The following is an 11,874-nucleotide window of genomic DNA, read 5'->3' as shown; positions in this document are numbered from 1 at the left end:
ATAGCCACTCGCTATGCAAAAAATAGTGCGTCTTTTCTTGCCGCTGTGCAAATCCGTTGCTTTGTTCTTTGGCTGAAAATTTCATGACGACAGCATCTAAGGATAATGAAAATGTTTACTACAGAACGGAATATCAAAATTGAAGTTTCCAAAAACAGTATTACCCTTTTCCCTCTGTTGACACCCTCAAAAGTTCACAAACCATATTCACTTAGCCCCTTATGTTCATCAGGGCGACGCCCCAATGGCCAGTAAAAAAACCTTTCCGTTTCTTTGATTAGCATATCATTGATACATGCGAAACGGTGTGTCATTAAACCCTGTCCATTAAACACCCAGTTTTCATTGCCGAAACTACGGAACCAATTATCTGAGTCATCATGCCATTCATAGGCAAAACGTACAGCAATACGATTTGTATCAAATGCCCATAACTCTTTGATAAGACGATAATCAATCTCCCTATCCCATTTGCGCGTCAAAAAGTCGACAACTGCTTCACGCCCTGCCACAAATTCAGTTCGGTTACGCCACAATGTATCTTTTGTATACACTAGCGAAACCTTTTCTGGGTTCCGAGTGTTCCAAGCGTCTTCTGCCAGACGGACTTTCAATTCAGCAGTTTCAAATGTAAATGGAGGTACAGGTTGTCTGATTTCCATAATGTCTCCCTATTTTATGTAGACAGATTTGTCTACACAAGGTAAATTAAGTAGACTTATCTGTCTACAAAAATAATCATTACATAGAAAGAGATTATGAGTAAAAAAGCATCCGAGGCTCGCGAGCGCATACTAAAAACATCCCATATGTTGTTTTATCGTGATGGTATACGAGCTACGGGTATTGACCGCATCATTAAGGAATCTGAGGTAGCGAAAGTAACGTTCTACCGTCACTTTCCATCCAAAAATGACCTGATATTGGCCTTTCTTGATTATCGCCATGAACTGTGGATTCGGTGGTTTAAAGAATCCCTCCAAGCCAACATAAACCGTTATAACTCACCAATTGAAGCTCTGACAGATACGTTAGCTGAGTGGTTTAACTCTAATGAATTCAGAGGTTGTGCATTCATCAATACAGTCATCGAAATAGGAAAAGAGCAACCACAGATTATCCCCTTGATTCAGGAGCATAAAAAGCAAATGGAACAGGTCATTGCATCTTCTCTACCCTCAGAACTTAACGGAAAACGTCTGGCGCAGAAATTTGCCTTACTTATCGAAGGTGCCATCATTATGATGCAACGCACTGAGCATAGTGATGAAGTTTTGTTACTGTTGCGGGAATGCCTGTCAGATATTGCTATGTCTGAATGACTACAAATCAGTATTACAACAACAATATTGGTAGTGTAATCATCGAAGGATGTCTACATTATTTTATTAGAAAAATTCACTACCAATAAAGAAATCAGATTGAGTATCCTTACTGGATTTGGACGACAAACTCTTTAAATATCAGTGGCTGGGTTCCTCAACAAATTCTGGATCTCATTTATCCTGATAAAGCAATCTGTAAGGAAAACTACACGGCTCACGAGTTAACAGTAAAAGCGGGAGAATCTCTGTCTCTGGATCGAGTATTAAATGGTTGGTATTGGGCATATAAAGAATCAGGGGATGCAGGCTGGATACCTCTGGAATATATAAATTCTAATATACCATAATGATACAGTCATCCCAGTATTAGCCACAATATTGTGATTATACTGCCTCCTTATTATCAAGGTATTCAATAAGTTTGATGAGATATGTTACTGCACGAAGGAGGCCAAAGTAATGAAGTTTATTCCCAATTATAATCATATCCATGAAGCCCATTCTCGTATTAAGCCCTATATCAATAAAACGCCTATATTCACATCAACAACGGTCAATGAACTCTTTGATGCTCAAGTCTATTTCAAGTGTGAAAATTATCAAAAAATGGGTGCATTCAAATTCCGTGGAGCCATGAATGCCCTATGTCAGTTTAGTGATGCGCAGAAAAAAGCAGGGGTTATTGCTTTTTCATCAGGCAATCATGCACAAGCAATTGCACTGGCAGCTAAGTTGCTGAATATTTCTGCCACCATTATCATGCCACACGATGCTCCCCAGGCGAAGATAACAGCAACCAAAGGCTATGGTGGTAAAGTCATTTTTTATGATAGATATACTGAAGATCGCGAAGAAATCGGGCGGCAATTAGCAGAAAAACACGGCATGACACTCATCCCACCTTTTGATCATCCACATATCATTGCTGGTCAAGGCACTGCTGCTAAGGAGTTGCTGGAAGAAATCGGCGAGTTGGATGCGCTATTTGTACCCCTTGGTGGTGGTGGTTTATTATCTGGCTCTGCACTGGCCGCTGCTCATTTAGCTCCTAAATGTCAGGTTTTTGGTGTCGAGCCAGCAGCCGGTAATGATGGTCAGCAATCGTTTAAAAAAGGTGTAATAGTCCATATAGATACCCCAAAAACAATTGCCGATGGTGCTCAAACACAGCACTTGGGGCAACTTACTTTTGCTATCATTCGTCACCTTGTCAAAGACATTCTTATTGCGTCAGAAGACCAATTAATTGATGCTATGTACTTTTTGGCAGAGCGAATGAAAACCATTGTCGAACCTACCGGTTGTTTGGGATTTGCTGCGGCAAAAGCCATGCGGGAACAATTGAAAGGGCAACGTATCGGAATTATCTTGAGTGGCGGAAATATCGATATAAAACGATATGCACATTTGTTAGCAAACAAGATCTAATTAGCATGATAAAAACGTGAAAAATGTTTCTACTTAACTTTTTTCTGCTCCTGCTTTAACCTCCGCCATAACGTCGTGCGGCTAATTCCCAGATATTCTGCTGCCGCACGGCGATTACCAGAAAACCGCGCCACAATATCGTGTACTGAAATATCGTGTACTGAAATATCATGCGCTGGAAATGTGTTTTCGATAAAAGAAACTGTCTCAGTCTGGCGTTCAGGCGAAAGTGACAATATCAATGCAGAGGTTAACGCCTGTTCTGGATGTGCACTCAAATAAAGTGCTACCCGTTCCATTAAGTTACGTAGTTCACGCACATTTCCTGGCCAATGATAGGTGTGCAACACATCATGACACCCAGCCAGTTCCTGTATCCTTAATGCAGAAACGGGTAAGTTAAGTACCGCAAAAGCCCGTTGTAAGTACTCTATCGCCAACAAACCAATATCATTTCCCCTCTCCCTTAATGCGGGTATGTTGATCCGCAATACACTTAAACGGTAGAACAAATCTGCCCGAAAACGCCCTTCCCTGACCCAGGTATCCAAATCACAATGTGTAGCACAGATGATCCGCACATCGACGGCAATTGGACGATATCCACCAACCCTGACAACAGATTTTTCTTCCAATACCCTTAATAACCGCGTTTGCAAAGGTAACGGCATTTCACCGATTTCGTCCAGAAATAACGTTCCCCTGTGTGCAATTTCAAATAACCCCGCACGCCCACCACGCCGTGAACCTGTGAAGGCACCTTCCTCATAACCAAATAGTTCGGCCTCCAGCAAAGACTCGGTAATCGCGCCACAGTTAACCGCCACAAACGGCCGTGGATGTTTACCCGCTAACGGCCCATATCGCAAGGTATATTCATGATGAATAGCCTGCGCCACCAGCTCCTTTCCTGTACCACTTTCTCCCTGAATTAAAACCGTAGCCGTCGAGCGGGAGTACAGCATAATGGTATTGCGCACATGTTCTACCGCAGCAGAATTGCCTCTAATATCGTTGATGGTATGCCGTGTGCGTAATTTGTCTTCTGTAGGATAAGGAGAAATCACAGCCTGATTAAGTTTGCTCATTCGAGCCATCTCCAAAGCATCTTGAAATGCCTGTCGAATCGAATCCGCTGAATAGACAAAAACCCCAACTAACTCAGATTCATAAGTAAGATCGGTAATCAATCCTGCCCCTACAATCACTTTGATACCCATTGCCTTCAAGGCATTGACCTGCGTCCTGGCGTCTTCCTCTGTGACATAACTGCGTTGTTCAATGCGCAAATTGAAACGCTGCTGAAATTCTTCTAATACAGGCAGAGTATTCTGATAGGTGATGACACCAATTCGGGAACTGATTTGGCGGGCACGAGCCAGTGCCTGCATAAAATCAAATCCACTGGCTTTAGCAATAATCACCGGCACCGATAAACGGCTTTTTAAATAAGCTCCATTAGACCCCGCACAAATCACAGCATCACAATGTTCGGTTTCTAGCCGCTTGCGAATATGTTGAACCGCACGCTCAAAACCCAACTGAATCGGTGTGATATTAGCTTGGTGATCAAATTCCGGCGTAATATCACGAAAAAGATCAAAAAGCCGGGACACAGAGACTGTCCAAATGACGGGGTTATTGTTAGCACGTTCCCCTGCGAGTGCTGATGCCATATCTCCTCCCTATTTCTTGTAGGTTGTTTCATCACTAAAAAATGAAACAAAAATGAAACACAGTTGATTCAAAATGAAACAAATATACATTATAGCCAATAGCTAAACAGTAACCACTCATCAACCAAAACCTATCTACCAAATTAATTTAGATAATAAAAACAATACACTTGTTATATCCCCACAGGCTCACCTTGCCACTTTTTAAGTATTGGCATAGACCTTGCTATAAACCTTTCCATAGTAACAATAAAACACAAATCGATTTCATTTTAGTAACAACGAGGTTATGTATGGCATTTTCTTCCGCTGGTTTGGCTTTCCGTCAGGCAATAAAGACTGAATTTCCGTTACAAGTTGTCGGAACCATCAATGCAAACCATGCATTGCTGGCAAAACGGGCAGGCTACAAGGCCATTTACCTTTCAGGCGGGGGGGTTGCTGCGGGTTCGCTGGGGTTACCCGATTTGGGGATCTCTACGCTGGATGATGTGTTGATTGATGTCCGCCGCATTACTGACGTCTGTGATTTACCGCTGCTTGTCGATGCCGATATTGGATTCGGTTCCTCAGCGTTTAATGTCGCTCGCACAATTCGTTCTATGATTAAAGCAGGAGCCGCAGGTGTTCATATTGAAGATCAAGTCGGTGCCAAACGTTGTGGTCATCGTCCAAATAAAGAAATTGTTTCCAAACAGGAAATGGCAGACCGCATCAAGGCTGCTGTTGACGCCCGTACCGATGAGAATTTTGTCATTATGGCTCGCACGGACGCACTGGCGGTAGAAGGATTAAATGCTGCACTAGACAGAGCCGCAGCTTACATCGAAGCCGGCGCCGATATGCTGTTCCCTGAAGCGATCACAGAGCTGCCTATGTATCAGGCATTCGCCGCCAAAACGCAAGTTCCTGTTTTAGCGAATATTACCGAGTTCGGTGCGACACCGCTGTTTACAACCGAAGAATTAAGGAGCGTAAACGTCGCCATTGCCCTTTACCCTCTATCGGCATTTCGGGCTATGAATAAAGCTGCCGAACAGGTCTATACCGCTTTGCGCCGAGATGGCACACAGAAAAATGTCATCAATACGATGCAAACCCGTAATGAACTTTATGAAAGCATCAACTACTACGATTTTGAACGAAAACTGGATGCCCTGTTTTCCCAGAAAACTAGCAGAGGTGATACTCATGAGTAAGCAGAATACGGCAACGAGAGTCTCTGAACCTACACCATTTAAACCCAAAAAATCAGTTGCCCTGTCCGGTGTTACAGCAGGCAATACAGCGCTCTGTACCGTTGGCAAAAATGGCAATGATTTACATTACCGTGGCTATGATATTCTCGATTTGGCTGCCCATTGCGAGTTTGAAGAGGTAGCTTATCTTCTCATCTATGGCAAGCTCCCTTCCCACGCAGAACTAGCCTCCTACAAAAACAAATTGAAATCCTTACGTGGCCTGCCCAGCAGTGTCAAAGCCGCGTTGGAATCACTGCCTGCGATAGCGCATCCTATGGATGTCATGCGTACTGGCGTTTCTGTACTGGGTTGTACGTTGCCAGAAAAAGAAGATCATAACCTGGCCGGTGCCCGCGATATTGCTGATCGCTTACTCGCTTCTCTCGGTTCAATACTGCTTTATTGGTATCACTACAGCCATAATGGCCGCCGCATTGAAGTTGAAACTGATGATGATTCCATTGGCGGGCACTTTCTCCATCTCTTGCATGGTCAAAAGCCACGGGGATCATGGGAAAAAGCCATGCAAACTTCCCTGATCCTGTATGCCGAGCATGAATTTAATGCTTCTACCTTTACCAGCCGAGTAATCTCAGGTACGGGATCGGATATTTACTCCGCCATTATCGGAGGGATTGGTGCCTTGCGTGGACCGAAGCATGGTGGTGCCAATGAAGTTTCATTCGAAATCCAGCAACGCTATGACACCCCTGCGCAAGCTGAGGCCGATATTCTGACCCGTTTGGAAAGAAAAGAAGTCATCATTGGTTTTGGTCATCCGGTTTATACCGTCTCCGATCCCCGCCATAAAGTCATTAAAGAAATTGCCCTGCAACTTTCCCAAGAAGCAGGTACAACCCAAATGTATGACATTGCCGATCGAATTGAATCCGTAATGTGGGATAACAAGAAAATGTTCCCGAATCTCGATTGGTTCTCTGCGGTTTCCTATCACATGATGGGAGTACCTACTGCCATGTTTACCCCACTGTTTGTGATTGCCCGTACTTCTGGTTGGGCAGCCCACATTATTGAACAACGCGTTGATAATAAAATTATCCGTCCATCAGCTAACTATATTGGCCCTGAAAATTTGGCATTTATACCGATTGAACAACGTTAATAGTCCGATTTACAAATAACACGATTTAAGGATTGATTATGTCTACCTCTGCTGTTAACAAACGCCCTGATTACGATCAGGTGATTGTAGATATTGTGGATTATGTCATGGACTACACCATAACATCCCCCATTGCCTACGCCACCGCCCACCACTGCCTGATAGATACCTTGGGTTGTGGATTAGAGGCACTCGAATACCCAGCCTGCACAAAACTGTTAGGGCCAATTGTGTCGGGCACAACAGTGCTTAATGGCGCGCGCGTACCAGGAACCCAATTCCAACTCGATCCTGTTCAGGCTGCATTCAACATTGGTGCCATGATTCGCTGGCTTGATTTCAATGACACCTGGCTAGCAGCTGAATGGGGACATCCTTCTGATAATCTTGGCGGAATACTTGCCACCGCCGACTGGTTGTCAAGAAATGCGATTGCCCGCGGAGAAAAACCCCTTCTCATGTGGGATGTTCTGACAGCAATGATTAAGGCACATGAAATTCAGGGCTGTCTGGCATTGGAAAATGCGTTCAATAAAGTTGGTTTGGATCACGTCGTTTTAGTCAAAGTGGCTTCTACAGCGGTTGTTGCCCAACTGTTAGGGCTGAAACGTGAAGAGATATTAAGTGCGGTTTCATTGGCTTGGGTTGACGGACAATCCTTGAGAACTTATCGCCATGCCCCCAATACCGGCTCTCGCAAATCCTGGGCTGCGGGAGATGCAACTTCCCGTGCTGTACGTCTGGCTCTGATAGCCCAGACAGGCGAAATGGGCTATCCCTCCGTATTGACTGCCAAAACCTGGGGATTTTACGACGTCCTGTTCAATGGTCAGCCCTTCAAATTCCAGCGCCCTTATGGTTCTTATGTCATGGAAAATGTGCTGTTCAAAATCTCTTTTCCAGCAGAATTCCATTCACAAACGGCCGTAGAAGCGGCAATGATCTTGCACCAGCAATTAAAAGAGCACGGCAAGCGTATTGAAGATATTGCCCAAATCACTATCCGTACCCACGAAGCCTGTATCAGAATCATTGATAAACAGGGACCATTGAATAATCCCGCAGACAGGGATCACTGCATCCAATATATGGTTGCCATTCCACTGATTTTTGGTCGTCTGACGGCTGCGGATTATGAAGATGATATCGCTGCCGATCCACGCATTGACGCCTTGCGGGAAAAGGTAGTTTGCGTCGAAGATCCCGATTTCACCCGTGACTATCATGACCCCGAAAAACGCGCCATCGCCAATGCGCTGACTTTGACATTCACCGATGGCACTCAATTGGACGAAGTTAAAATCGAATTCCCGATTGGACACACCCGTCGCCGTAAAGATGGCATTCCGCTATTAGAGGATAAATTCAAAATCAATCTGGCGCGTCGCTTCCCGCAAGAGCAACAACAAAAAATTTTAGCAATATCCCTTGACCTGATGTCATTAAGAGACATCCCCGTAAACGAATACCTCGATTTATATGTTATATAATTTGTATACCCTTGAGAGATGAATGTAGGAGAGATTATGTCATTCCAAAATTTCTATCAGCATTCAATTGATGATCCCGATACTTTCTGGGCAAAACAGGCCAAACGCATTCACTGGCAACAGCCTTTTGAACAGATCTTAGATCATCGCAATCCGCCTTTTACCCGTTGGTTCTGTGGGGGAAAAACCAATCTCTGCTACAACGCACTAGACCGCTGGCTGGAAAGCCAACCCGATGCCAAGGCACTGATTGCCATTTCAACGGAAACTAAAACCAATAGCGAGCGAGTTTTCACCTATAAAGCACTACATCGGGAAGTGAATCGAGCCGCCGCTATCATGTTGTCGCTCGGCGTAAAAAAAGGCGATCGGGTTGTTATTTATATGCCAATGGTGGCCGAAGCCCTGTTTATTTTACTGGCCTGCGCCCGTATTGGCGCCATCCATTCCGTCGTATTTGGGGGTTTTGCTTCCCACAGCCTCGCTACCCGACTGGATAACGCTGAACCGGTTTTAGTCGTCTCAGCGGATGCGGGTTCGCGTGGGGGAAAAATCATCCCCTATAAGCCACTGCTTGATGAAGCGATTGGGTTAGCCAAACACAAGCCACGCCATGTTTTAATGGTCGATCGCGGGCTGTCCGATATTAATTGGGTAAATGGCAGGGACGTCGATTTTGCTACATTACGGCAGAAGCATCTTGATGCAGAAGTTCCTGTCACATGGCTCGAATCCAATGAAACTTCTTGTGTGCTCTATACATCAGGCACAACCGGAACCCCGAAAGGGGTTCAACGTGATGTCGGCGGTTATGCCGTGGCGCTGGCGACATCAATGGACGTTATTTTTGGTGGTAAGGCCGGTGGCGTTTTTTTCTGTACATCGGATATTGGCTGGGTTGTCGGACACTCTTATATTGTCTATGCGCCCTTGATCGCCGGCATGGCAACGATCATGTATGAAGGTCTCCCGATACGCCCAGACGCTGGCATTTGGTGGCAAATTGTCGAAAAATACCGTGTCACCAGAATGTTTTCTGCCCCTACGGCAATCCGCGTCTTGAAAAAATATCCTACGGATTGTATCGCCAAATATGATATCTCATCGCTTGAAACACTCTATTTAGCGGGAGAACCCCTTGATGAGCATACAGCCCGTTGGGTTGCCGAAGCCATTCATGTGCCGGTCATTGATAATTACTGGCAAACTGAAACCGGCTGGCCCATTATGGCAATTGCACGTAGTCTGGATGACAGGCCAAGCCGTTTTGGTAGCACAGGCTTTCCCATGTATGGCTTTAACGTCAAACTGCTCAACGAGCTGACCGGCCAGGAATGTGGTGATAATGAAAAGGGCATGTTGGTCATCAAAGGCCCTTTGCCTCCAGGGTGTATCCAGACTATCTATGGTGACGATCACCGTTTCATTAATACTTACTGGCGTCACTTTGACCAGCAAGTCTATTCGACATTTGACTGGGGAATACGTGACAGCGATGGTTATTATTTTATTCTGGGACGTTCGGATGATGTGATTAATGTTTCCGGCCACCGTTTAGGAACGCGGGAGATTGAAGAGTGCATCGCCAGCCACGCAGATGTTGCCGAAGTGGCCGTCATTGGTATCAAAGATGAAGTCAAAGGGCAAGCCGCAGTAGCTTTTGCTGTCCTCAAAGAAGGACGAGAAATTCAGAGTGCTGACCATTTTGCCACACTGGAAAAGGCATTGATGGAATTGGTCGATAAGAAAATCGGCAGCGTTGGACGTCCGGCACGTGTCTATTTTGTGACGCAATTACCGAAAACCCGCTCAGGGAAAATGTTGCGCCGTACTATGCAAGCCATTTGTGAAGGACGTGAGCCAGGCGATATTGCCCTGATTGAAAACCCTGCTTCATTGGAAGCGATTCGAGATGCAATTTCCCATTAAGCAAAATCATATACTCATCTCTTCTTTGTTTAATCCGTATTTAATGTCGCAGAGTTATGATATTCCTGTACTACATTTTTCTCAGCTACTTTTACCCATTCTCGCTCCGTTCCTACACGGAGCTTTTTTTTATCCAAATAAATAGATTAGCGTTTTTGTTTGTTGATTTTTAAAATGCAATGGTCGTTAAATTTGATTAGACAACGGCTAACATGAATGAACAAAAGGTTAACGACTATGATAGATCTATTAATTATTAAATCAGAATAGTAAATCAGCTAATTTATTTAAATCATTTACCCTTATGGGAATTATGGCCATCCATTATAAATCACCATATCATTAGCATAACACCCCATAAAAAAACAAAATAACACACAAAATAAAGAAATTAATTCACTATGCACTTTAAAAACTCTCGCCTATATTGTAAAAACATCTTTATATTAAAAATAGGGATATAATATGCCACTCAAAAACACTTCCACCAGCTTTGGTCATATTTCTATTTTAATTCATTGGCTAGCAGCACTTGCAGTTTATGGAATGTTTGCACTGGGATTATGGATGGTCACATTAAGTTATTATGATAATTGGTATCATCGTGCCCCTGAATTGCATAAAAGTATAGGTAGTTTACTATTTATTGTCATGGTTATTCGGGTAATATGGCGATTTATTTCACCACCACCAAAACCCTTGGCAAGCTACAGCCTTTTTATACACATCAGTTCACAACTGATGCAATTCACTCTCTATATCGCCTTATTTGGTATTCTATTTAGTGGATATCTCATTTCCACAGCCGATGGGCAACCTATCAGCATTTTTGGCTGGTTTGAAATCCCTGCAATTTTAACAGGTCAGGGCATACAGGCTGATACGGCGGGCGTTATTCATCTTTATCTTGCCTGGACTGTTGTTTTGCTCTCCCTATTACATGGGCTTGCTGCACTGAAACACCACTTTATTGATCGTGATACCACCCTAAAAAGAATGCTTGGTTACAAACCAGATTAAAATGACCTTTGGAGAATTATTATGCTGAAAAAGACGCTAATAGCCCTGACCGTAGGGGGATGGCTTATAAGTACAGGAAGCGCACTCGCCGCTGATTATAAATTCGATAAAATAGGCCAACACGCCTTCATTGAATTTCGTATTCAGCATTTGGGATTTAGCTGGCTTTATGGTGGTTTTAGGGATTTCGATGGTAATTTTACTTTTGACCCGCAAAATCCAGCAAACGATAAAGTGAGTGTAGTCATCAAAACCGATAGTGTAGATACCAAACATGCCGAACGAGATAAGCATTTACGTGGTGCTAACTTTTTGAACAGTAATAAATATCCTGAAGCTAAATTCACATCAACGAATGTTAAGAAAGAAGGTGAACATTACGTTATTACCGGAGATCTCACATTAAATGGTGTGACCAAGCCTGTCACACTGGATGCAAAATTAATCAATGCAGGAAACGACCCGTGGGGTGGATACCGTGCTGGTTTCGAAGCTACAGGTAAACTCAAATTAAAAGACTTTAATATCAAAGAAGATCTAGGGCCAAAATCTCAGGAAGTCGAACTTATCATTTCCGTTGAAGGCGTGCGGGAAAAAGCCTAATCATAAAAGAACGCGGTAAAAAAACGTACCGCGTTCCAT

The 11,874-nt window shown here is 43.9% G+C and carries 11 protein-coding genes and 1 pseudogene; 10 read left to right on the top strand and 2 right to left on the bottom strand.

Annotated features, from left to right (window positions below; genetic code table 11):
• Positions 1-87 (top strand): annotated as a pseudogene (locus Xedl_RS25800) (IS5/IS1182 family transposase); the annotation flags it as partial.
• 107 nt (positions 88-194) lie between these two features.
• On the opposite strand, the gene Xedl_RS14820 reads toward Xedl_RS25800, so the two are convergent.
• Positions 195-662 (bottom strand): nuclear transport factor 2 family protein, encoded by a 468-nt coding sequence (locus tag Xedl_RS14820; protein WP_074024597.1) that lies wholly within the window; start codon positions 660-662, stop codon positions 195-197.
• Between the two features lie 96 nt (positions 663-758).
• Between Xedl_RS14820 and Xedl_RS14815 the strand changes: the two genes are divergently transcribed.
• The 3 genes from Xedl_RS14815 (at position 759) to Xedl_RS14810 (ending at position 2,753) form a co-directional block, all read left to right on the top strand.
• Complete coding sequence (locus Xedl_RS14815; protein ID WP_074024596.1) at positions 759-1,322, top strand: TetR/AcrR family transcriptional regulator; 564 nt, start codon at positions 759-761, stop codon at positions 1,320-1,322.
• Positions 1,323-1,420: 98 nt separating this feature from the next.
• Positions 1,421-1,672 (top strand): SH3 domain-containing protein, encoded by a 252-nt coding sequence (locus Xedl_RS37530; protein WP_339373748.1) that lies wholly within the window; start codon positions 1,421-1,423, stop codon positions 1,670-1,672.
• 112 nt (positions 1,673-1,784) lie between these two features.
• Positions 1,785-2,753, top strand: coding sequence for a threo-3-hydroxy-L-aspartate ammonia-lyase (locus Xedl_RS14810; protein WP_074024595.1), 969 nt, complete (start codon positions 1,785-1,787; stop codon positions 2,751-2,753).
• A gap of 29 nt (positions 2,754-2,782) precedes the next feature.
• Here Xedl_RS14810 and prpR read toward each other — a convergent pair whose 3' ends face one another.
• On the bottom strand, positions 2,783-4,429 hold the full coding sequence (gene prpR / locus Xedl_RS14805; protein WP_074024594.1) for a propionate catabolism operon regulatory protein PrpR: 1,647 nt from the start codon (positions 4,427-4,429) through the stop codon (positions 2,783-2,785).
• A 293-nt stretch (positions 4,430-4,722) separates the two neighbouring features.
• Here prpR and prpB point away from each other — a divergent pair, with 293 nt between their 5' ends.
• The 6 genes from prpB to Xedl_RS14775 all read left to right on the top strand — a co-directional run bounded on the left by prpB (position 4,723) and on the right by Xedl_RS14775 (position 11,835).
• Positions 4,723-5,628, top strand: a complete 906-nt coding sequence (prpB, locus tag Xedl_RS14800) for a methylisocitrate lyase (RefSeq protein ID WP_074024593.1) — start codon at positions 4,723-4,725, stop codon at positions 5,626-5,628.
• The gene (gene prpC / locus Xedl_RS14795) at positions 5,621-6,793 is read left to right on the top strand and encodes a bifunctional 2-methylcitrate synthase/citrate synthase (RefSeq protein ID WP_074024592.1); all 1,173 of its coding nucleotides are present in this window, start codon (positions 5,621-5,623) and stop codon (positions 6,791-6,793) included. Before prpB ends, prpC begins: the two co-directional genes overlap by 8 nt.
• Positions 6,794-6,831: 38 nt before the next feature.
• Positions 6,832-8,283 (top strand): bifunctional 2-methylcitrate dehydratase/aconitate hydratase, encoded by a 1,452-nt coding sequence (locus Xedl_RS14790; protein ID WP_074024591.1) that lies wholly within the window; start codon positions 6,832-6,834, stop codon positions 8,281-8,283.
• Between the two features lie 36 nt (positions 8,284-8,319).
• Positions 8,320-10,212 (top strand): propionate--CoA ligase, encoded by a 1,893-nt coding sequence (locus tag Xedl_RS14785; RefSeq protein ID WP_074024590.1) that lies wholly within the window; start codon positions 8,320-8,322, stop codon positions 10,210-10,212.
• Between the two features lie 465 nt (positions 10,213-10,677).
• Positions 10,678-11,232: a cytochrome b gene (locus Xedl_RS14780; protein WP_074024589.1), complete on the top strand. Its 555-nt coding sequence runs from the start codon at positions 10,678-10,680 to the stop codon at positions 11,230-11,232.
• Between the two features lie 21 nt (positions 11,233-11,253).
• Positions 11,254-11,835, top strand: a complete 582-nt coding sequence (locus Xedl_RS14775; protein ID WP_074024588.1) for a YceI family protein — start codon at positions 11,254-11,256, stop codon at positions 11,833-11,835.
• Positions 11,836-11,874: the final 39 nt, after the last annotated feature.

The organism is Xenorhabdus eapokensis (genome assembly GCF_001908105.1).
Note: the sequence above shows the minus strand (reverse complement) of the source record. Positions and strands in the feature narration are given on the sequence as shown.

Excerpts from the sequence above, each read along its gene's own strand:
- Xedl_RS14820 (WP_074024597.1), bottom strand. The coding sequence starts at position 662 with ATGGAAATCAGACAACCTGTACCTCCATTTACATTTGAAACTGCTGAA.
- prpR (WP_074024594.1), bottom strand. The coding sequence starts at position 4,429 with ATGGCATCAGCACTCGCAGGGGAACGTGCTAACAATAACCCCGTCATT.
- Xedl_RS14790 (WP_074024591.1), top strand. The coding sequence starts at position 6,832 with ATGTCTACCTCTGCTGTTAACAAACGCCCTGATTACGATCAGGTGATT.
- Xedl_RS14815 (WP_074024596.1), top strand. The coding sequence starts at position 759 with ATGAGTAAAAAAGCATCCGAGGCTCGCGAGCGCATACTAAAAACATCC.
- Xedl_RS14775 (WP_074024588.1), top strand. The coding sequence starts at position 11,254 with ATGCTGAAAAAGACGCTAATAGCCCTGACCGTAGGGGGATGGCTTATA.
- Xedl_RS14810 (WP_074024595.1), top strand. The coding sequence starts at position 1,785 with ATGAAGTTTATTCCCAATTATAATCATATCCATGAAGCCCATTCTCGT.
- Xedl_RS14785 (WP_074024590.1), top strand. The coding sequence starts at position 8,320 with ATGTCATTCCAAAATTTCTATCAGCATTCAATTGATGATCCCGATACT.
- prpC (WP_074024592.1), top strand. The coding sequence starts at position 5,621 with ATGAGTAAGCAGAATACGGCAACGAGAGTCTCTGAACCTACACCATTT.
- Xedl_RS14780 (WP_074024589.1), top strand. The coding sequence starts at position 10,678 with ATGCCACTCAAAAACACTTCCACCAGCTTTGGTCATATTTCTATTTTA.
- prpB (WP_074024593.1), top strand. The coding sequence starts at position 4,723 with ATGGCATTTTCTTCCGCTGGTTTGGCTTTCCGTCAGGCAATAAAGACT.